Annotated in this window: 21 protein-coding genes and 1 pseudogene; 12 read left to right on the top strand and 10 right to left on the bottom strand. The window is 32.7% G+C overall.

The features are described from left to right. The 3 genes and pseudogenes from VGE71_RS00295 to VGE71_RS00285 form a co-directional block, all read left to right on the top strand. Positions 1 to 241, top strand: a pseudogene (locus tag VGE71_RS00295) (alpha/beta hydrolase); the annotation flags it as partial. A gap of 5 nt (positions 242 to 246) precedes the next feature. Then, positions 247 to 720 carry an RNA polymerase sigma factor gene (locus VGE71_RS00290; RefSeq protein WP_331136509.1) on the top strand — a complete coding sequence of 158 codons (474 nt, stop codon included), beginning with the start codon at positions 247 to 249 and terminating at the stop codon, positions 718 to 720. Then, positions 707 to 1,303 (top strand): hypothetical protein, encoded by a 597-nt coding sequence (locus tag VGE71_RS00285; RefSeq protein ID WP_331136508.1) that lies wholly within the window; start codon positions 707 to 709, stop codon positions 1,301 to 1,303. The genes VGE71_RS00290 and VGE71_RS00285 overlap by 14 nt, the downstream gene beginning before the upstream one ends. A gap of 76 nt (positions 1,304 to 1,379) precedes the next feature. Here VGE71_RS00285 and VGE71_RS00280 read toward each other — a convergent pair whose 3' ends face one another. Continuing rightward, positions 1,380 to 1,778: an MmpS family transport accessory protein gene (locus tag VGE71_RS00280; RefSeq protein WP_331136507.1), complete on the bottom strand. Its 399-nt coding sequence runs from the start codon at positions 1,776 to 1,778 to the stop codon at positions 1,380 to 1,382. A gap of 176 nt (positions 1,779 to 1,954) precedes the next feature. Here VGE71_RS00280 and VGE71_RS00275 point away from each other — a divergent pair, with 176 nt between their 5' ends. The 3 genes from VGE71_RS00275 (at position 1,955) to VGE71_RS00265 (ending at position 5,381) form a co-directional block, all read left to right on the top strand. Next, positions 1,955 to 3,943 carry a sensor histidine kinase gene (locus VGE71_RS00275; RefSeq protein WP_331136506.1) on the top strand — a complete coding sequence of 663 codons (1,989 nt, stop codon included), beginning with the start codon at positions 1,955 to 1,957 and terminating at the stop codon, positions 3,941 to 3,943. Positions 3,944 to 3,959: 16 nt separating this feature from the next. Next, positions 3,960 to 4,589 (top strand): response regulator transcription factor, encoded by a 630-nt coding sequence (locus tag VGE71_RS00270; protein ID WP_331136505.1) that lies wholly within the window; start codon positions 3,960 to 3,962, stop codon positions 4,587 to 4,589. A gap of 105 nt (positions 4,590 to 4,694) precedes the next feature. Next, positions 4,695 to 5,381 carry a zinc metallopeptidase gene (locus tag VGE71_RS00265; RefSeq protein ID WP_331136504.1) on the top strand — a complete coding sequence of 229 codons (687 nt, stop codon included), beginning with the start codon at positions 4,695 to 4,697 and terminating at the stop codon, positions 5,379 to 5,381. A 74-nt stretch (positions 5,382 to 5,455) separates the two neighbouring features. Here the strand turns inward: VGE71_RS00265 and VGE71_RS00260 are convergent, their stop codons facing one another. From VGE71_RS00260 to VGE71_RS00250, 3 genes are all read right to left on the bottom strand, one after another. Next, complete coding sequence (locus tag VGE71_RS00260; protein WP_008465121.1) at positions 5,456 to 5,926, bottom strand: Lrp/AsnC family transcriptional regulator; 471 nt, start codon at positions 5,924 to 5,926, stop codon at positions 5,456 to 5,458. 256 nt (positions 5,927 to 6,182) lie between these two features. Continuing rightward, positions 6,183 to 6,932 (bottom strand): uroporphyrinogen-III synthase, encoded by a 750-nt coding sequence (locus VGE71_RS00255; protein WP_111365823.1) that lies wholly within the window; start codon positions 6,930 to 6,932, stop codon positions 6,183 to 6,185. A 14-nt stretch (positions 6,933 to 6,946) separates the two neighbouring features. Further along, a complete protein-coding gene (locus VGE71_RS00250) occupies positions 6,947 to 7,615 on the bottom strand; it encodes a DUF4271 domain-containing protein (protein WP_331136503.1) in 669 nt (222 codons plus the stop codon). Between the two features lie 106 nt (positions 7,616 to 7,721). On the opposite strand from VGE71_RS00250, the gene VGE71_RS00245 reads away from it, so the two are divergent. From VGE71_RS00245 to VGE71_RS00235, 3 genes are read left to right on the top strand one after another with little or no spacing between them, the layout of a single operon-like run. Then, complete coding sequence (locus VGE71_RS00245; protein ID WP_331136502.1) at positions 7,722 to 8,447, top strand: polyprenol monophosphomannose synthase; 726 nt, start codon at positions 7,722 to 7,724, stop codon at positions 8,445 to 8,447. 10 nt (positions 8,448 to 8,457) lie between these two features. After that, the gene (locus VGE71_RS00240) at positions 8,458 to 9,798 is read left to right on the top strand and encodes a dihydroorotase (RefSeq protein WP_331136501.1); all 1,341 of its coding nucleotides are present in this window, start codon (positions 8,458 to 8,460) and stop codon (positions 9,796 to 9,798) included. A gap of 9 nt (positions 9,799 to 9,807) precedes the next feature. Further along, positions 9,808 to 10,287, top strand: a complete 480-nt coding sequence (locus VGE71_RS00235) for a DUF4296 domain-containing protein (RefSeq protein ID WP_331136500.1) — start codon at positions 9,808 to 9,810, stop codon at positions 10,285 to 10,287. Here VGE71_RS00235 and VGE71_RS00230 read toward each other — a convergent pair. Further along, entirely contained in the window at positions 10,284 to 11,279 is a 996-nt protein-coding gene (locus VGE71_RS00230; protein ID WP_331136499.1) for an NAD-dependent epimerase/dehydratase family protein, read from the bottom strand. The genes VGE71_RS00235 and VGE71_RS00230 overlap by 4 nt on opposite strands. Positions 11,280 to 11,546: 267 nt before the next feature. On the opposite strand from VGE71_RS00230, the gene tyrS reads away from it, so the two are divergent. Together tyrS and VGE71_RS00220 are read left to right on the top strand one after the other, a co-directional pair. Continuing rightward, entirely contained in the window at positions 11,547 to 12,842 is a 1,296-nt protein-coding gene (gene tyrS / locus VGE71_RS00225) for a tyrosine--tRNA ligase (RefSeq protein WP_331136498.1), read from the top strand. A gap of 151 nt (positions 12,843 to 12,993) precedes the next feature. Beyond that, positions 12,994 to 13,338 (top strand): hypothetical protein, encoded by a 345-nt coding sequence (locus VGE71_RS00220; protein ID WP_331136497.1) that lies wholly within the window; start codon positions 12,994 to 12,996, stop codon positions 13,336 to 13,338. A gap of 47 nt (positions 13,339 to 13,385) precedes the next feature. Here VGE71_RS00220 and VGE71_RS00215 read toward each other — a convergent pair whose 3' ends face one another. From VGE71_RS00215 to VGE71_RS00195, 5 genes are all read right to left on the bottom strand, one after another. Next, positions 13,386 to 14,366 (bottom strand): acyl transferase, encoded by a 981-nt coding sequence (locus VGE71_RS00215; RefSeq protein WP_331136510.1) that lies wholly within the window; start codon positions 14,364 to 14,366, stop codon positions 13,386 to 13,388. Positions 14,367 to 14,520: 154 nt separating this feature from the next. Then, positions 14,521 to 15,642: a M57 family metalloprotease gene (locus tag VGE71_RS00210; RefSeq protein WP_331136496.1), complete on the bottom strand. Its 1,122-nt coding sequence runs from the start codon at positions 15,640 to 15,642 to the stop codon at positions 14,521 to 14,523. A 182-nt stretch (positions 15,643 to 15,824) separates the two neighbouring features. Continuing rightward, the gene (locus VGE71_RS00205) at positions 15,825 to 16,163 is read right to left on the bottom strand and encodes a T9SS type A sorting domain-containing protein (protein ID WP_331136495.1); all 339 of its coding nucleotides are present in this window, start codon (positions 16,161 to 16,163) and stop codon (positions 15,825 to 15,827) included. 197 nt (positions 16,164 to 16,360) lie between these two features. After that, on the bottom strand, positions 16,361 to 17,551 hold the full coding sequence (locus VGE71_RS00200) for a hypothetical protein (RefSeq protein ID WP_331136494.1): 1,191 nt from the start codon (positions 17,549 to 17,551) through the stop codon (positions 16,361 to 16,363). Positions 17,552 to 17,685: 134 nt separating this feature from the next. Next, complete coding sequence (locus tag VGE71_RS00195; protein WP_331136493.1) at positions 17,686 to 20,439, bottom strand: TonB-dependent receptor; 2,754 nt, start codon at positions 20,437 to 20,439, stop codon at positions 17,686 to 17,688. A 237-nt stretch (positions 20,440 to 20,676) separates the two neighbouring features. On the opposite strand from VGE71_RS00195, the gene VGE71_RS00190 reads away from it, so the two are divergent. Beyond that, on the top strand, positions 20,677 to 21,360 hold the full coding sequence (locus tag VGE71_RS00190; protein ID WP_008465097.1) for a response regulator transcription factor: 684 nt from the start codon (positions 20,677 to 20,679) through the stop codon (positions 21,358 to 21,360). Positions 21,361 to 21,566 lie beyond the last annotated feature (206 nt).

Here is a 21,566-nt window from a genome sequence, read left to right as displayed (position 1 = left end):
TACTTTTGGGCAAATGTTTTGTGATTTTTATAATATTGATTTAAGAGACAGAATCGTGCAGATAAAATGTCCAGCTTTAATTTTATTAGAATCTTATTTTATAAATTTAAAACCAACTATTGAAGATCAGTATAAGAATTTAAAAACGGCTAATTTTCAATATGCTACAAATGGTTTGCATTTTATTATGTACGATGATACGGCTTGGTATCTAGAGCAATTAAGTACTTTTTTAAAATAATAAAAATGGAATTTGAACAAATCTACAAAACGTATTGGGATCGAATTTTCAGGCTTTGCATGGGTTTCGTAAACGATTATGATGCTGCACAAGATTTGACACAGGAAACTTTTATAATTGTCTGGCAGAAATTGGAAACCTTTAGAAACGAGTCGGCTATTGGAACTTGGATTTTTAGAATTGCTTCCAATAATTGTCTAAGGCAGATTGAAAAGCAGAAACGATTTCCAAAATCGGAACTTCCTGTTCATCTTTCAGAAGAAAAACATTATTCAATAGAACCACAGATTCAGTTTTTGTATCAATGTATTGCTGAATTGCCTGAAACAGATCGTATCATTATTTCACTGGAATTAGAAGAAGTAAAGCAAGCTGAAATTGCCAAAATCGTAGGTCTTTCAGAAGCAAATGTAAGGGTGAAAATTCACAGAATAAAAGAAAAACTGACTCAAAAATTTAAAGAAAATGAACAACGATAACAATATAGATTTTAAAGATTTATGGAAAAAACAAACCATAAATCAGCCCGATATGAAAGATTTATTAGAAAGGGTCAATAAATTTAAAAAAGCAGCTTTACGCAGTTTGTGGATTGTCAATATTCTACTTTTGGCAACAAGCGCATTTATCATTTTTATCTGGATGTATTATCAACCTCAATTTATTTCGACCAAAATCGGAATTATGGTAACGATTCTGGCGATGATGCTTTATGTGTTTGTGTATAACAAATTGTTAGGCGAATATAAAAATATCGATTCAACACAAACGAATCAGGAATATTTACACAAACTGATTGTCATTAAAAAGAAACAGCAATTTTTACAAACCAAAATGATGAGTTTTTATTTTGTATTTCTAACAATCGGAATTTGTCTGTACATGTATGAATACGCAAGCAGAATGAGTGTTTTAGGAGCAAGTTTAGCGTATGGAATAACTTTGCTTTGGATGTTTTTTAATTGGTTTTACATCCGTCCGAAGCAAATTAAAAAACAGCAGGAAAAAATAAATAGTCTAATTGTAAAATTCGAAGAAATCAACAATCAGTTCGAGTCATAAAAAAAAGAAGCTTCGTAAAATCCCCTACGAAGCTTTCTTTTACCAAAAACATAAATCTAAATTCTAAAACTAAATTTTAAAGAGGGAAAATGTAAGATCCCGGAAGAGCAACAACCGTTCCGTCGCTTTTTGCTTTTGCAGTTGTTTCTTTTTCTACTTTTCCACCAACATAAATTTTAACTGTAATGGTTTGGTTCTCTGCACCACCAATACCTGTTACATTTATTCCTACACCTGCAGTATCTGCAGAAGCAGTAAATTCTTTAGTCCATGGTAATGCATTGATATCTACACTTTGTCCAGCATTTCCTGATTCAATGTAAACAGCATCAATTGTTCCAGTGAAATTTCCTGTTACTTCGAATTTAACGTCTCTTGATTTATTTACAGATCCTTTATCGTCATCGCTGCTGCAAGAAGCAAATGTAAATACAAGAGTCAGCATTAGCATAATTTGTTTCAATTGTGTTTTCATGTGTAAATCCTTTAATTATTTATATTTAAAATCTTATTTAAACAAAGTTAAAAGCTAATAAATCGGGTAACAATACCTGATAAAATGTATTTTTTATTACCTGATTTCAGGTAAAAGACAGGTTTTTCTTTTCGAAAGTCATTAAGCTTTAATAACTTTGAGTAAATGCCCCATTTATGAATAAAATCTACACTTTATTGCTTTTTTTGAGTTTCTCTGTTGTTTCTTATTCTCAAGTGATTCTTTCATTAGATGATGATACCGTTTATATTGACAGTATTGTCAGATACACCAAAAATGTAAAGTCCGACAGTATTAAGAGTTTGAATAGTTTTAGATTGGCCAAATTGTTTTTAATGGTTCAAGATGCTGAGAAATACAAAGAATTTCTTGCAGAGGGAAACCGTTTAAAAACGAAGTTTCCTTTTGTAAATGATGCCGCTCTTTATTACAATGCTTATAGTTTTGTCGAAAAAGGAGATTTGGATGGTTATGAAAAGGCGCTGTTGCAAGCCAATGAAAAACTGAAAAAATACCGCTACAAAGAAGCGTACCGACTTCGAGCTATAGTGTTGCAGAATTACGGAATCTTGCAACAACATAAGAATAACGAAAATGCTTATATGAAACTACTCGTAAATGAAGCCATTCCGATTGCAAAAAAAAGTGGTGATTATGAGTTAATCAGTGGTTTGAGTAAAGCGGTGGGGATTATTTTTATGAATAATAATGAACGAGAAAAAGCCGCAGAATATCTTGATAAGGCTCAGAAATATATAGAAAGTGCAACCAAAATGTCGGCAACTTTGGCAGAATCTAAAATGGAGACTTATATTATTAATGCTGAGAATTTAGTTGAACTCAAACATTTTTATGATGCGAAAAGTATTTTGGATAAAGCTTTTTCGACTTTAAAAGATTATCCGGAATCTAACTTAAACGATTCTTATTTTTACTCAGAAGGGATTTATTATTCGAAACAAAATAAACATAGCGAAGCCTTAATCAGTTTTGGCAAAGGAATAAAATCATCTGAAAAACATAAAAACCTGGTTGCTTTAAACCGATTGAAATTTGCAGAATATGAAGTGCTTTTTAAGCTTAAAAACTATGATAAAGCAAAAAGCAATCTCGAATATTTAATTGAAAATACTTCTTTTATAATAGACAAGAAAAACTATTATAAAGAGTTGTCTAAGGTTTATAATGCGACAAAAGAGTATTCGAAAGCATATTATTATTCCAACAAATATAATGTTGTCAATGATAGTCTTAAAGGAGATAAACTAACAAACGAAATTGTAGAACTTGAGGCTAAATACAAAAAAGCGGAAAGCGAAAAAAAGATTTCCTTATTGCAATCAGAAAATGAAAAAGCGATTTTACAAGCCAATAATAATCGATTGAACTCGATGCTTTTTGGGGTGCTTTCGTTTTTGTTGTTTTTGACTGTTTTGTTTTTGTGGAGCTGGAATAATTATCAGAAAAAGTTAAGTTTTCAGAAAGAGGTCAATCATAAACAAGAATTAGATGTGCTCGAAAATGAGAAGAAATTGTCGATTTCGAATGCTTTAATTCAAGGAGAAGAAATCGAAAGAAAACGAATTGCCAGAGATTTACACGACGGACTCGGAAGTATGCTTTCTGGATTGAAAATGCATTTGAATCTTTCTAAGCGTGATCATAAAGAAAACGATCCGAATATTAATGAAATGCTTAATGATTCTATAAAGGAACTTCGCAATATTTCTCAGAATTTAATGCCCGAAAGTTTAATGAAATTAGGATTAGAACACGCATTAAAAGATTTGTGTGCTTCGCATTCTAATTCGGAAACGACAATTGAATTGCAGTATTTTATAAAAAAAGCAAGTGTGCCGCAACATTTTAAAGTGATGATTTTTAGAATCATTCAGGAACTTTTAAATAATGCATTAAAATATGCTAAAGCTTCGCAGATTCTGGTTTCTTGTTCTCAAAATAAAGATGTTTATTTTATCACAGTAGAAGATAACGGAATTGGATTTAATGTTGCATTTGCAGAAAAACGCGAGGGAATGGGCTTGCGAAATATAAAAAACCGTGTCGCTTTTATGAATGGAAAATTAGAAATCGATTCGGTTATTGGTAAAGGAACATCAACTTATATTGAGTTGAAAATTTAATTACAGCTTATAAATTATGATATATAAAACAGTAATTGTAGACGATCATCCGATTGTGATTTCGGGAATCGCAGGTTTGTTGTCGGATTTGGAAAATATTAAGATTACCGAAAAATTTGAATCAGGAATCGCACTTTTAGATTATATCGAAGACAATACAGTCGATTTGATTTTAATGGATATTTTTCTTCCGGTTATAAATGGAGTTGATTTGTGTAAAACAATCAAACAGAAACATCCTAAAATTGTAATTATCGGAATGAGCAGTCAGTCTGAAAGAAGTTTGGTGATGCAGTTTATTCAAAACGGTGGAAACGGCTATATTCTTAAAAATGCTTCATTTGATGAATTTAAAAATTGTATTTATAAAGCCATTGAGGGGGAAATTGTTTTTAGTGAAGAAGTACGAACAATCATTAGTCAGCCTTTATCTGAAGATTTAGAGCGCATTCCTGGTTTGAGTAGGAGAGAACGTGATATAGCTTTGCTGCTTTCTCAGGGAAAATCAACTCAGGAAATAGCCGATGATTTGTTTTTAAGTTTTTTAACGGTTCAGACCCATCGTAGAAATATTCTTCAAAAATATAAAATGAAAAATGTGGCAGAATTAATTGCTTTTTTGTTGAAGAACAATATGCTGAATTAAGCCAGAATTGGTATAAAAATGTCAAAATGACATTTTGTTAAAGTGGTGCGTAATTTGATGTTTGTTTTGTAAATTTAAAAATCAATCTAAAAAAACAAAAAAAATATGGGATCAGGATATTTAATTATTGCTGGAGCTATTATGTTGTTCAGCTGGCTAGTAAGCTCGCAGCTGAAGAGTAAATTCGAGTTGTATTCAAAATTACAATTGCGAAACGGTATGAGCGGTGCAGAAATTGCTGAAAAAATGCTTGCTGATAACGGAATTACAGATGTTCGTGTTATTTCGACACCTGGACAATTGACCGATCATTATAATCCTTCAGATAAAACAGTAAATTTAAGCGAGGCTGTTTATAATCATCGTAATGCAGCGGCAGCGGCAGTTGCAGCACACGAATGTGGTCACGCTGTACAACATGCAATCGGATATGAATGGCTTACAATGCGTTCTAAGTTGGTGCCAATTGTAAGTGTAGCTTCCAATTATGTACAATGGATTTTAATTGCTGGAATTCTTATGATCAAAGTTTTTCCACAATTATTGCTAATCGGAATTATTGTTTTTGCAGCTACTACTTTGTTTTCTGTTATTACACTTCCGGTAGAATATGATGCAAGTAATCGTGCTTTGGCTTGGTTAGAAAACAAACATATGCTTACGCCAGAAGAACAAGCAGGAGCAAAAGATGCTTTAAAATGGGCCGCAAGAACGTATGTAGTTGCTGCCATCGGTTCGATAGCAACGTTGTTGTACTATATCTCGATATATTCTGGAAGCAGAAGGAACTAAAAAAATAAATTCCAATTTTATAAAATCCAAATTCCAATTTATGGAGTTTGGATTTTTTTTGGAATTTACTTTGTTTAAAGCTGTATTTGTCTATCAATTTGTTGATCTAAAGAAATGAAGGTCTCTGTTCTGGAAACTCCCTCAATAGCCTGAATTTTAGTGTTTAAAAGCTGCATCAAATGTTCGTTGTCACGACAGATAATTTTAATTAAAACAGACCAGTTTCCTGTGGTGTAGTGACATTCTAGAACTTCGGGAATTTTTCTCAGTTCTTTTACTGCTTCTGAGTTTCTGGAGGCTTTATCCAAGTAAACCCCAACAAAAGCCATTGTATTATAGCCTAAAACTTTTGGATTTACAGTAAACTTAGATCCTGAGATAACACCTGATTGTTCTAGTTTTTTTAATCTCTGATGAATTGCCGCACCAGAAATTCCTATTTTATTGGCGATTTGCAGAATGGGCTTTCGTGCGTCGTCCATTAAATAGCGAAGAATTTCTTTATCGATTCCGTCAATTTCAATTAAGAGAGAGTTGATTTTCATAACTTACAATTTGAAACTATTTTTTATGATTTGGGTTTTCAATAGAAATCAAATGTAATTAAAATGCTCTGAAAATGGAAATTCTAAAAATTAAATTCCAAATTCTAGAACTGGAAATTAAATTCCAAAAATATCCAATTTGAACATATAGCTCAAGCAAGAAGGATTGTGTTTAAAACGAAAAAATTCCAAATCCCAAGTGATTAATTTGGAATTTGGAATTTTAAAACTAGTATATTTTTTCCTCTTGGTTAGGTTATTTTCCTTTGTTTGCTTCGGCTACGTATTTTTCAAGTGCCATTGTCATAGAAGGCGTTTCAGGAGTTGGAGCAAGAATATCAATTCTTAAACCATGATCTAAAGCCTCTTTCTGAGTTGTGCTTCCAAATACAGCAATTCGAGTGTCATTTTGTTTAAAATCTGGGAAATTTTTAAACAATGATTTGATTCCGGTTGGACTGAAGAAAGCTAAAACGTCATAATAAACGTCTGCTAAATCAGATAAATCACTCATTACAGTTCTGTAGAAAATAGCTTGTGCCCAATCTACTTTAAGACCGTTTAATGTTACAGGAGCATCTGCATTTAATTGGTCAGATGCTGGAAGCAAAAACTTTTCGTCTTTGTACTTCTTGATTAACGGAGATAAATCTGCAAAATCTTTTGCCCCAACGTAAATTTTACGTTTTCTGTACACAACATACTTTTGAAGGTAAAACGCCACGGCCTCAGATTGACAGAAATATTTCAATCCTTCTGGAACTTTGTAACGCATTTCATCAGCAACTCTAAAAAAATGATCTACAGCATTTCGACTTGTTAAAATGATCGCAGTGTAATGATTAAGATCGATTTTTTGTAATCGAATCTCTTTTGCGCTAACCCCTTCTACATGAATAAATGGTCTGAAATCAATTTTTATTTTGTGTTTTTGTTGGAGCTCAAAGTAAGGAGAATTCTCCACTTTAGGTTCAGGCTGTGACACCAAAATTGTTTTCACTTTCATATTATAAATATTTTCTAAGCACTCCCTTTTGTTATCCAATAATAAAGAAAATAATAAGGGGCTATTTCAAGAGCGCAAAGATATAAAATAAAATAAAATAACTTGCCGATAATTACGTTTTGATACGTTTTAATTGAAATAAAGTAAGAGTATACACTAATACACAGCGAAATACCAATGATTCCTAGCGGTATAATTTGTGGAATATTGTTGTAATAGAACAAAATAGCGTTGATTGGAAGGATTAAAACGCCAATATAAGTTCGATATGTTACTTTTTGTAAGTTAAATAGCTCTACAAAATCGTCGATGTTGAAGGAAGTCGCTACAATTTTCTCAATTAAATATTTTCCTAAAATGAAATAAAGTAGAAAAGTAGCAATCTGAATAAACAAAATCCAGTCGGTTTTGGCAGCATGTCCAAAAATGTTCATTGTAAGCAGGATGAAAAATGCATACGATACAATTTGTACAAAAAATAGTCCAACTGTAAAACTACTTTTCAAATGGTTGTTGTCGCGATAAATCTTTGCATATTTATCAGAAAAAATAAGTTTGCTAAATTCACTAAATCTGGTTTCGTAAGCAGATTTTGTCATAGCAACAACAGCAAAGGTCAACACAAATAAAAATGTTGCCCAGTCTTTGTTTTCAAGAATTCGAGGATGAAGTTGTTCAATCATAGCGTTACAAAATTAGTAATTTTTTGATGCAATACTTTTATTATATATTTATTATGAATCAAATGCTATAAAAAGTTTACTTTTGCGGTGAAATTACCCAGAAAAAATGAATGATAGTATTGTCATAATTCCCACATACAACGAAATTGAAAACATAGAAAGTATTGTAAGAGCCGTACTTTCGCAACATAAATCTTTTCATCTTCTTATTATAGATGATAATTCTCCTGATCATACTGCAAAAAAAGTAATTGCATTGCAGGAAGAGTTTCCAGACAAACTTTTTTTAGAACAAAGAACTAAAAAATCAGGTTTAGGAACTGCTTATGTGCATGGTTTTAAATGGGCTTTGGAACGCGATTATCAATTCATTTTTGAAATGGATGCCGACTTCTCGCACAATCCAAACGATTTAGAAAAATTGTATGATGCTTGTCATTTTGGTGGAGCAGATCTTGCAATTGGATCTCGTTACGTAACAGGAGTAAATGTAGTCAACTGGCCTTTAAGCAGAGTTTTGATGTCTTACTTCGCTTCTGTTTATGTAAAATTTATTACCGGAATGAAAATTCACGATGCTACAGCAGGTTTTGTATGTTACAAAAGAGAAGTGCTGGAGAAAATCAATTTAAATAAAATAAAATTTGTCGGATATGCGTTTCAGATTGAAATGAAATACAGAACTTATTGTGGCAAATTTCAAATTACTGAAGTTCCGATTATTTTTACAGATAGAACAAAAGGAGTTTCTAAAATGAGTAATGCTATTATCAAAGAAGCAATACTTGGAGTAATTTCGCTAAGATTAAGAAAATTAGTCAATTCATTATAAACCAACCGAAATGAACAGGATTTTAATAAAGAATGCCAAAATTGTAAACGAAGGGACAATTTTTGAAGGTGATGTTTTAATTGAAAACGATCTGATTGTTGAAATTGCAGACAGCATTTCATTAAAAACTTCAGATTGTATCGTAATAGATGCCGAAGGTAATTATTTAATGCCCGGCGCAATCGATGATCAAGTACATTTTAGAGAACCAGGATTAACGCATAAAGGAGATATCGAATCAGAATCTCGTGCTGCAGTTGCGGGAGGAATCACTTCTTTTATCGAACAGCCCAATACGGTTCCGAATGCAGTTACGCAGGAAATTTTACAAGACAAATATGATATTGCAGCTCAAAAATCATTTGCGAATTATTCGTTTATGATGGGAGCAACAAACGATAATTTGGAAGAAGTTTTAAAAACGAATCCAAAAAATGTTGCGGGAATTAAAATTTTCTTAGGTTCTTCAACTGGAAATATGTTGGTTGACAGAGAAGAGACTTTAGAGAAGATTTTTTCAAGTACGCCAATGTTAATTGCGGTTCACTGTGAAGATGAAACGACAATTAAAAATAATCTTGCAGCTTTTAAAGAGCAATACGGAGATGATGTTCCAGTAACAGCTCACAATTTAATTAGAAGTGCAGAAGCGTGTTATATTTCTTCTTCAAAAGCAGTAGCTTTAGCAAAACGTACTGGAGCGAGATTGCATATTTTTCATCTTTCTACTGCGAAAGAGATGGAGTTGTTTACGAATAAAATTCCGTTAGAAGATAAAAAAATCACTGCTGAGGTTTGTGTTCACCATCTTTGGTTTACAGATGAAGATTATAAAACGAAAGGGAATTTCATAAAATGGAATCCTGCTGTTAAAACTGCTGAAGATCGTGCAGAACTTTGGAAAGCGTTAAATGATGGAAGAATTGATGTCATTGCAACAGATCACGCGCCTCATACAAAAGAAGAAAAAATGCAGTCTTATTTGAATGCGCCTTCTGGAGGTCCGTTAGTTCAACATGCCGTTGTGGCGATGTTTGAAGCGTATCATCAAGGAAAAATTAGTGTGGAAAAAATCGTGGAGAAGATGTGCCACAATCCGGCTAAGATTTTCAAAATCGAAAAAAGAGGTTTTATCAGAGAAGGTTACCACGCCGATTTGGTAATTGTAAATCCGAGCTTGCCTTGGAGCGTTAAACCAGAAAATATTTTATACAAATGCGGATGGTCTCCTTTTGAGAATTTTACTTTCAAATCGAGAATTACGCATACTTTTGTAAACGGAGAATTAGTTTATAATAATTTCAAAGTAAAAGATACAAGAGCTGGAAAAAGATTATTATTTGACAGATAAAAAGCAACTATGAAGAATTTTGTAGTAATACTATTGGTTTTATTTCTTTCTATAAGCTGTAAAAAAGAGCTCGTAAAACAGCCTGCAAAGCTTATTGAAAAGGACAAAATGATTGATATTATGTATGATTTGTCACTTTTGGAGGCCATGCGATATCAAAAACCATTGTCTTTAGATTCAGTTGAAACCGATGCGACAAAGTTTGTTTTAAAAAAGTATAAAGTAGACAGCCTTCAGTTTGCTCAGAATAATATGTATTATGCTTCAGATTATGAAACATACAAAGATATGTTTGATGAAGTTAATAAAAGAATAGCTGTAGATCAACGAGCGGCAGATTCTCTGGCTAAAATTGACGAGAAAAAAGCAGCGAAAGCAAATAAAAATAAGCCGAAAGAAGTAAAAGATTCAATTCGTAAAACCATTCCAAAGGTCAATATCGATTCTATTAAAATGGAGCAAAGAAAACATAGAAAACAGATTCGTTAAATCTGCTTTTTAATATAATGATGAACATCAATAAAAACCGTTCCTAGAGCGGTTTTTATTTTTTCATTAGAATATAAATTTTTAGAATAAGAAGCTTTAGCAGTTGCTTTGGTAATACTTCTTTTTCTGAAAAATAAAGTCGAAAATAGTGCATCTGCAGTCCATAACATATTCATGAAAAATGGTTTTGCATGAATATGAGGTTTTTTTACTTTTAAAGCATCTGCAACCGTGTTTAAAATATCTCTGAAAACAATATTGTCAGCAATGAGTGTAAAACGTTCGTTTTGAATATCGCTTTTCATTAATTCAAAAGTGGTTTTCGCAACATCATCAACCGTAATAAAACCAGTACTTCCTAGTGTATAAAATGAAAGTCCTTTTGAAACTTTCTGATAAATTTCACTGCTTCCCTGCTCGAAAATCGTCATCATTTGTGGCGGACCTAAAATCACGCCAGGATTTACAATAATGACTTTGAGACCTTCTTGTTGTCCACGCCAAACTTCCATTTCGGCACCATATTTCGAAATAGCATAATCGCTATGAGGTTTTTCTGGATTCCAGTCGGTTTCTTCAGTAATATAAGTTTCGTGAGGAGCAATATCTCCTAAAGCAGCAATCGAACTTATAAAACAAAATTTTTCGATTTCTTTTGCAATAGAAAAATTGACGATGTTCGCGGTTCCTTCAATATTGGTTTTTCTGAGTTTTTCTTCGTCTTTTGGATCAAACGAAATTAGTGCGGCGCAATGATAGACTTGTGTGATATCAATAAAAGCATCTTCTAATGAGGGAACGTCTAGAATATCGGCTTCAAGCCAATTAATTTTTTCAAATAAATCTGACTTCTTATAAAAATCAAAGACCGATTTGGTTTTCGAAATACTCTTTTGAGTTCTATAGATTGCCCGAACATTTTCTCCATTTTCAATTAAATGAAGCAATAAATGTGCGCCGACTAAACCAGTTCCTCCAGTTACTAATACCATTTTGTAAAGATAAGTTTTTGGTTGGAAGGTGCAAAGGTGCGGAGGTACAAAGTTGCAAAGGTTTTTTCCTTTAAGTTGCAAAGTTGCAAATTTACATAGGTTCAAAGTTTTTTGTTTTTTTGAAATTGTTATTGCTTTTTGAAATTGAAATTGAAATTGTTTTTGTTTTTTGATCTTGTAATTGTCTTTTGTTATTGATATTGTACATTGCTTTTTGATATTGCCATTGCCATTGATTATATTTGCGCAAATTATTTTAGAAAAAAAATGAAGAATCTAGTTGAAGAATTAAAATGGCGTGGGTTATATCATGATAGTATGCCCGGAACTGAAGAGCAATTACTAAAAGAAGCTACTACTGCGTATATTGGTTTTGATCCAACGGCAGATTCTCTGCATATTGGAAGTATGGTTCAGATCATTTTATTGGTTCACTTAAAGAATTTCGGACACAGACCGATTGCTTTAGTTGGTGGAGCAACCGGAATGATTGGAGATCCTTCTGGTAAATCTGATGAAAGAAACTTGCTTGATGAAGTGGCTTTGGCTAAAAACGTTGCCGGAATTAAAAGTGTTTTGTCTCGTTTCTTAGATTTTAATTCAACCGATGCAAATGCGCCTGTAATGGTAAACAATTACGATTGGATGAAAGAATTCTCTTTTATCGATTTTGCACGTGAAGTTGGAAAAAGAATCACAGTAAATTATATGATGGCTAAAGATTCTGTAAAAAAGAGATTTAGCGGTGAAGGCGAGGGAATGTCTTTTACAGAGTTTACATATCAATTAATTCAAGGTTATGATTTTTATCATTTATATAAAAACAACAACTGTATTCTGCAAATGGGCGGTTCTGATCAATGGGGTAATATTACCACAGGAACAGAATTAGTGCGTAGAATGGGTGGAGAAAATGCAAAAGCATATGCTTTAACAACACCATTAATTACAAAAGCTGACGGATCTAAATTCGGAAAATCTGAAGGAGGAAACGTTTGGTTGGATGCTGATAAAACTTCGGTTTACAAATTCTACCAATTTTGGGTAAACACAACAGATGCTGATGCTGAGAAATACATCAAAATCTTTACTTTCTTAGATAAAGAAGTAATTGACGCGTTGATTGAAGAACATAAAACAGCTCCGCATTTAAGAGTTTTGCAAAAGAAATTGGCAGAAGAAATTACGGTTTTTGTTCACAATAGAGAAGAATTAGAAAAAGCAATTCAAGCGTCAAATATTTTGTTTGGAAATTCAACTGCTGAAGATTTGAAAAAACTGGATGAAGCAACTTTCTTAGAAGTTTTTGACGGAGTTCCGCAAGCTGAAATCGCAAAAGCGGATTTAGAAAATGGATTGGAAATTATTACTGTTTTAAACGAAAAGACAGGTTTCTTTAAATCAAACGGAGAAGCAAGAAGAGCTTTAACGGCAAATTCTATTTCTGTAAATAGAGAAAAAATTAAAGAAGATTTTACTTTAACAACTAATGATTTAATCAATAATCAATTCGTTTTATTACAAAGCGGAAAAAAGAATTATTTCGTGATTCGTGTAGTTTAACTTTTTGATTGGTTAAAGCTTTTAAATTTCAAATATATAAATCCCAAATTCTCAAAAGAGTTTTTGGGATTTTTTTTATTTTAATTTATTGATAATGAAAATGTAAAACTTTTTTTATTAAGTTTATTCCCTAAAAACTAACTAAAAGAAAATGATCGGAATTTTACTAATTTACTGGATTTGGAAGGGATTTACCAATTTGGCCCTTGAATATGATAAGAGCAAATGGGGTTATTTTGGTATTGGAATATTGTCTTATTATGGAGGGACTCTTATATCAGGATTTATAATTGGACTGCTTTCTGTTTTTTTTAACGGACTTGATAGCGTTAACGATGAAAGTTTTACTAATGTGGGATGGAATATACTTTTTGTACTTTGTGGTGGTCTAACTTGTTACGGTGTTTACAGACTGTTGGAACGTAAATGTGAAAAAGAAAAAGTACTATCTAAAAAAGAAGGAATAGAAAGTATTGGTTTGACTGAAGAGAATTGATTTTTTCTGTTTAATCGGTTTTTTTGCGATTAAACGATTACACCATTTTACAAAACCATTAAGTTACAACCACGAATATCAGAATTATCAAAACGTCCCAATACCTCAAATGAGTTGTTGGGATTTTTTTTGCCTAAATCTTGTGTTGCAATAAAAGAACAAGAATTGATGTTGGCTAAATCAATTACATTGATTCCGCCTGTTTTTCCATCTTTCACGTAAGTGAGCGCATCTTCTGGATCACGAACTAAAATATGCATCCAAGAAGGGCATTCGAAAACTCCTTCGCCAAGAGAATACGCTTGTGCTAAAAGCTCGGTCATTCCATATTCTGAGTGAATGGATGAAACGCCAAAACCTTTACAAAGTATTTCATGTAATTCTTCGCGAATCATTTCTTTTCTTTTCCCTTTCATTCCTCCAGTTTCCATGATAATGGTGTTTTGAAGGTTGAATTGATGTTTTTCGATTAAATCTAATAAAGCATAAGTAACACCAATAAGAATTACATTTTGACCAGCTTCATCCAATTCAAGAAGTTTTTTGATTAAGTCCTCGTGATTGTGTAAATAAAACCCGCTTTCAGGCTGATTGGAGAGTTTTATCAGGTCTTCTACCATATAGATTAACGAAGAGCCTTCACGTTCTAAATAAGACGGCAAAAGGGCTAAAACAACGTAGTCTTCTATATTGCCATAAAACTGAGAAAATCCTTTGCGGTAACTTTCTTCGTATAATGTAACATCGGTTACCAAATGTCGGCTTGTAATCATTCCGGTTGTACCGCTGCTGGTAAAAGTAACTTGTGCAGGATCGTTATTTGAAACTACATCATGACTTTTGAAAAACTGAATAGGTAAAAAAGGGATTTGCTGCAGTGATTTTACCTGCTGCGGATTTACTTTTAAAAAATCACAAAAGTCGCGATACACCTTATTGTTCTCGTGTTGAAAACGAAACATTTTTAGTGCTATTTTTTCAAATTGTTTCTGACTCGAAATGGTAAAGATATCGCTGGCTGTGATCAAAACTTTTTTTTGCAAAGATATTTATTTTTTAGTTTTCAGTTGCAGTCACAGCCTCAGTTTTCAGCAATGTTTGTAACTGGCTACTGTGATTGCTACTGTAAACTAAAAAAAGCTCCAAACGGAGCTTTTTAAAATAGTATTTACGATGTAATTGTTAATCTGTTATATTAGGATCAAGACAATTGTTTAATGATACACTGTAAGTACTGATACATCCTGTAATTGATGTTCTAGTTACAACTCCTGTAGCCGGCCATGTTGTATTAGTGCTTTTTATACGTACTTTGCATGAAGTATTATTTGCGCTTATGATTTCTAAAGAGTTTCCTGAAACTTGCCAAGTTGGACTACCGTCATCTGTATTTAATTGTTTTCCTCCAACACTATATACATTGTACTCTACTATGTCACCATAACGATTATATGCGCATCTACCTTCCCATGGTCCCACAATACGAATGTTACACGCTAGTGAAGGATACAAGTAATTTACAGCGATAACATCATAATTTGAAAAACCGTTCCATGAGTTCAATGCTGTATTTGAATTCATCACTGAATTTACATCTGATTGTGGTGTGTTTGGAATATAATTTGCGCCTATTAAATTTCCGTTTTGGTCATAAAGGCCTTCGTTTGCTTCCCAATTAGTATGTCTTAAACCTAGAGAATGTCCAAATTCATGAACCATGTTATATATTTTTGTGCTTTCTGAGATTGTTTGGTTTCCAAGGAAATCTAAATTTATCGTAATATAAGGATTAGCTTTTCCATTTAATGTAGGAAATCCTGCTGATGCTAAAACGTTATTGTGTAATAATCCATAATCGCTCATAATTGTAATATCTGCCGTTTCGTAAATACGCACGAAAGCTATAGAATTTCCAGACAAAACAGACCATTTATCCATTGCTGATAAAATAGCGCTAGTCCAGTTGTCTACTCCAGGTTGAGAAACCGAACTGTCAATATAAACAGTTATTATTCTATAAGGGGTAGAAATTAAATTATTAGATGACGCATGTCTAGCTGTTTCATTTTTGCTGTAATCATTAATGTTTTTAGAAAACATAATATCACCTTCGACAAGATAAAAATCTTTGGTTTCGGTAATGTCTTCGATTTTGTAACCCAAGCCGAGTAATTTTTGTACAACTGGTGAATCTTTAACCAATACATTTGCTGTAGCATCTACATTTGAAACTGATTCGTCATTTTCGCAAGAAAACAGCATGCATGCTGCGAGTAAACTAAGAATAATTTTTTTGATTTTCATTTGTTGAATTGTTTTAAGGTTATAAAAATTTTCTTATATAAATGTAGATAAATATATTGCCTGTAGTTAATTACTTACGTTAAGTAATCGTATAATTCTTGTTAAATATTTACTAATTAAAAATAAAAAAAGCTCAAAGTAAATCTTTGAGCTTTTGCTATATTGAGGTTATTGTATTTTAATTACCTGATAATAAGTTTGCGGGTTGTTGAAGCGTTTTGTTCGCTTATTTTTATGATATAAACGCCAGGTGGCAGTTCCGAAACATTTAATTCTTTTGATGTCAGGTGAGCTTGTAATACTTTTTTTCCTAAGATATCAAATACAATAATTTCTTTTTCTAAATCGTTTTTAGATGAAATGTATACTTTTCCATTTGTAACGGGATTAGGGTACAAACTAAGACCCTCAATAGAAGTAGATTCCTGAGGTTTTGGTAATTGCTTGCTGTCTTGCGCTGAAACGCTTACAGTAAAGAAAAATGCCAATAAGAATGTAATATAAAAGTAGTTTTTTGCCATCGCGTGTATTTGGATATCGTAAATATACAAAAAAAATTACAAAAAGTACGCCAAAAATAAACATTCTAAATTTTAAGATATTTTTTAACATTATGAACTTGAAGTTATTACAAGTTTATAGTCTTTTTATAAGATCTATAAACAAAAAAAACACCCTAAAAAATTAGGGTGTTTTTGAATATTGTATCTTTATGAGATTATAGACCTTTTGTCCATCCAGCAGCCCATGTAGGAACTCCTGATCCGTTTCCTGCTCCAGTTGCAGATGCAGATTCTGTGAAAAGTTTAGTCATATCAGGAACTGTTCCAGTAGCAGTTGTAGCAGTACCTTTTACTTTAAGTGTAACATCTTCGAATTTAACGTTAGTTGCTAATAAGTCAGCTCCAACGTATGAAAGAGTTTCGTCGTGTTGAACATCAAAACCAGTTGCCCATCCTTTTAAAACTACGTTGTCAAATTTACCTTTAGTTCCAACTCTTAATTTCATACCTTGAGATTCTCCACCGATTGAAGTTCCACCGATCAAAGTAAGGTTTTTGATGTTAGGGAAAGAAATAGGAGTAGCTAAGTGATTGTTTGCGTTGTTATCAGCTTCGATACCTCTGTTACCACCATTTGTTCTGATTCCGTACCAGCTATCACCGTTTCCGTTCCATCCTTCAGTCCAGTCAAATAAATCATCACCAACAGTGTTAGCGTCTTTATTAGAAACTACTAAGTGAGATGCGTTTACAGTTCCACCGAACCACTCGAATCCATCATCAGAACTTTCGAAAATTTGTACATAATCAATAACAGTTTTGTTTCCAACTCCGAATAAAGAAAGTCCGTTGAATTCTTTTTCTGGAGTGTAAGAATAACCAGGATATTCAATTCTTAAATATTTGATTGAACCAGAGTTATCAGCAGCATCAGTTCCACCGTATGCTAAATCAGAAACCTCAGCTTGAGCACCAGTAAGACTTTTGTTGATTGGAGCTTTTCCACAGATTACTAATCCACCCCAAGCAGCAGGAGTTTTAACTGTAGCAGTCATTACAACTGGACTTGCAGCAGTTCCTTGAACATCAATTTGTCCTCCTTGAGCAATAGCGATATATCTGATAGATTCTAATTTTGTTTTGTCTAATTCAGTTGCTTCAATAATAACTCCAGCTTTAATAGTAAGTTTTGCAGAGCTGTTAACTACTAATTTTCCTGTAAGTTTGTAAGTTCCAGATTCTAGTACTACCTCACCACTTTTAATTTCTCCTTGTAAGTTGTCTCTTACTACTACGAAATCTGATGTTGGTGTTTCAGTTTTTGGATCGTCGCTAGAGCAAGATGTTGTAAGTGTTACAAGTGATAAAGCTGCTAGGCAGAAAATTGTTGAAATTGTTTTTTTCATTACTTTTTTAATTAGTTTGTGTTTATGCAAAGATTAGAACTTAAGCTTGAATCAACGTTAAGCCGTTGTAATCTATTTGTTATATGTTTTTTATTGAAATGTTAAGGAATTGATAACTCAATATTGGGTTTGTGTTAGAACTGGTAGTTCATACCAAGACCGAATGTCAAACCTTTTTTATAATTAAATACTAATACGTCACCACTTTTGTTTTCCTGTACTCTTTTGAATTCTGGATTTAAAAGGTTTCTTGCTCCAAAATCAATTCCGAAACTTTTAGTTAATTTGCTTTTAAAAACAAGATCAAGAGATCCCATTGCTTTGTCTACCAAATTTCCTTTTTCTTCAGCTCCAATCGCATAAAGTTTGTCAGAATAGTAGTTGTATGCAATTGTTGCCATAATTCCTGAATCGTTTCTAAAGTTTTTAGTATACGATAAATCAGCATTTAAAATCAAATCTGAAGCTCCTGTAAAACCTGAACTTGAATCGGTCAAGTTAATGCTCATTTTGTTTTGAGTTTCTCTTTGAACTTTTAGTTTATCAATATCTTGATACGTTTTCATTAAAGAAGCATTAAATCCAAAAGAAAGTTTATTGGTGTATTCTCCTTCAATTTCGAAAAGGTTTTTTCTTGCTTCCAATTCAACTCCATAAGCATAACCTTGGTCTCCAATATTAACCCATGAAATATCATTTGAAGCTGATGCTATGACAACCTCATTAATTGGATCTAGGATATATTTTCCAAACGCAGTAACAGAGAATAACTCATCGCTTTTCGGGAACATTTCCCATTTTAGATCAAGATTATAGTTTTGTGAAGGGTATAAGTAAGGGTTACCAATTGTAGAATCCATTACGTCTTGGTACAAGAATAAAGCACGTTCTTTAAATTGTGGCAATGTGTAAGTTTTACTTGCAGCTAAACGAAGATTTTGTTTTTCGTTTAATTCGTATTTCAATGCTAAACTTGGTAAAAATTCATTTCTGTCAAATGTATTTGTTCCTCCAACTGCATCAAGCTGTGTTCTCCAGAAAACTGTTTGAGATACTTTTTCGTATCTAAAACCAATAATTCCACTAAATTTTTCGCTCCATTTGTATTCCAGATTAGCAAATCCTGCATGAATATCTTGATCACCACCATAAGTTTGTGGAGTCATTCCTGCGAAAGAAGTAATGTTGAAATAAGTTCCTAAATTTTGCTGATTAAAGAAACTGTCTAAATTGTTTGGTGTAACGTTTACATTAAAACCAGTTGTAGTGATAGGGAAGTTGAACTGAATAGCTTCAAAATCACGCTTTTTGAATTTACCGTTGTATCCTACAGCGATTTTTCCTTTAGATTCACCACTTTCTTTATCTCCAAGCTTGTAAATAAAGGCAAGATTAGCAGCAGTTTCGTGTTCTTTTAAGTTTTGATAGTATCTACTGTTATCTGTATTTGTTCTTTGAGCAATATTGTACCGACCAGTATCTTTGTAAAGATACATTTTGTTTTCAGTTCTGTCTGGCATGTCACCTTTAACAGTGTTGTAAGAAACACCCCAGTCAAAATCAATTTTGTCTGTTACTTTGTGGCTTCCTAAGAGCTGGTTGATGAATACTGTGTTTTGTGTAAATGTTCCTCTTTGAACCAAAAGATCTGCGGGAGCATTGTCATTTTCATAATCACGATCAGTCCCTAGATAAGTGTCTCTTGTTTGTTCTGATGAATTCACAAACAAGAAATTGTAACCAATTTTATGATTTTTGTTTAAACGGTAATTAGCGTTAAACATTCCTGTAGTGTTTGTGTTATAAGTGGTTTTTACCTGGTGAAAAGATTTTAATGGTGCTGCTTGGGCATTTACATTTTGAGTCAATCCTTCTCTGAACTCGTAACCATTATTAAAACCTCCTGTTGCGAAAAGACTAAGTTTTCCTTCTTCACCAATGTTGAAAGTTTTTCCAGCTTTTAAGTTGAAGTTTCCTCCAAATGGACTTTCTTTTGTTGGATTTAAGCTGTTTTCAAAATTATATCCGTCTAAGGCATTTTGAGGAACTCCATAAGAAACAAATCCTGTTTTGGTCGGTCCTTGCTGCAATAAAAATCTGTCTGAGTTTTGTATTGCATTGGTATTGATTTTTGAACCCAAAGAAATTTCAAACATTCCTTTTCCACGGTAATCTTTAGAAACAATATCTACATTACCTCCAGCGAAATCACCATACATTCTTGCTCCATAAGATTTGTCAATAGAAATATATTCTACAATATCTGTCGAAAAAAGATCAAGAGCGATGTTTTTCATTTTTGGGTCATTTGAAGGAATTGGTAATCCGTTCATAGAAGTAGAGTTGTAACGGTCTCCCAAACCTCTTACGTAAATATTGTTACTTCCTTCTTGTTTAGAAACTCCAGATGTTTTTACGACAGCCGCCGCTACATCTCCCACACCTTTTCTAGAAAGTTCCTGTGCACCAATAGATTGTTTGATGTCAACCGCATTTTTTTGTTCTAATAAAAGAGCAGTTTCTTTTTGTTTGCTTACAGCCGCAGCTTGTACTACTACGTCTTTAAGTGTATAACTTCCAGATGAAAGTGCCTGATTCATCACTACAGTTTCGTTTGCTTTTACAGCAACTGGAGCTTCTACAGATTCATATCCTAAGAAACTAAAAATAAGAGTATAATTTCCAGGATTTACGCTTAAGGAATATTTTCCATCTACGTCGGTATTTACGCTAATATTTGTACCTTTAACTAAAACATTAGCAAATGGTAAAACTTCGTTGTTCATGTCTTTGTCGGTTAGAACTCCGGAAATTGTACCTTTGTTTTGCGCGATCGAAATCGTACAGATAAATAATGCAATAAAGAGAAATCTTAAATTGAATTTCATTTTTGTTCAGTGTTGTGTTAATTTATTTTGGTGCAAAGAAATAACTGCACCGTGAAGTCGATGTTACCAACTTGTTATGTTTCTGTGTGCTTAAGATTATCAAATTGTTACCAGATTAAATTACCGTTAACACCAATTTTTAAAGGTTCTTTTGTTAGTATATTTACCCCGTGAAATGAAAAACATCGGATAAATAATTAAAAGATTTGATGTAAAAAATCTCAATTTTTGCTATTTATGAAAAAAACACAAACTAAGATTTTATTAGTTGACGACGAACCAGATATCTTAGAAATCGTTGGCTATAACCTAGCTCAGGAAGGCTACCAGATTGTTACAGCTTCTAATGGAAAAGATGCTATAGCTAAAGCTCAGAAAGAATTGCCAGAATTAATTATTATGGACGTGATGATGGCAGAAATGGACGGAATGGAAGCGTGCGAGCATATTAGAAAAATTCCTGAATTAAATAATGTTATCATAACATTCCTTACGGCAAGAAGTGAAGATTATTCGCAAGTAGCTGGTTTTGACGCTGGTGCTGATGACTATATTACAAAGCCTATTAAACCAAAATTGTTGGTCTCTAAAGTAAAGGCTCTGTTAAGAAGGTTAAAAGAACAAGAAGTCGTTACAGATACTTTAAATGTAGGCGGAATCGAGATAAACCGTGAAGAATATAAAATCATAAAAGGCAATGTAGAAATTGCTTTACCAAGAAAAGAATTCGAATTATTTTATCTATTAGCTTCAAAACCAGGGAAAGTTTTCAAGAGAGACGAAATCTTGGATAAAGTTTGGGGTAACGAAGTAGTAGTTGGAGGAAGAACAATTGATGTTCACATCAGAAAACTGCGTGAAAAAATTGGCGAAGATCTTTTTAAAACAATAAAAGGAGTTGGCTACAAATTTGAAGTTTAGTTTTTATTAAAGTTTCTGAGGTTCTGAGCTGCTAAGGTTTAGTATAACTTTAGGATTTTAGTAAAGATTTAAACGAATTCAAAATTGTTAAAAAAAACATTCGATAAAGTCTAAACACTATATAAGTGATATAAGTTCATTTAAACTATAGGTGTTGTGCTTTAAAATCTAATTTTATCTTTGTCAAAGTTCAAAACTTTGACAAA

The sequence above is a fragment of the Flavobacterium sp. genome, from assembly GCF_036405015.1.
In the GTDB taxonomy this organism is placed as follows: Bacteria; Bacteroidota; Bacteroidia; order Flavobacteriales; family Flavobacteriaceae; genus Flavobacterium.
Note: the sequence above shows the minus strand (reverse complement) of the source record. Positions and strands in the feature narration are given on the sequence as shown.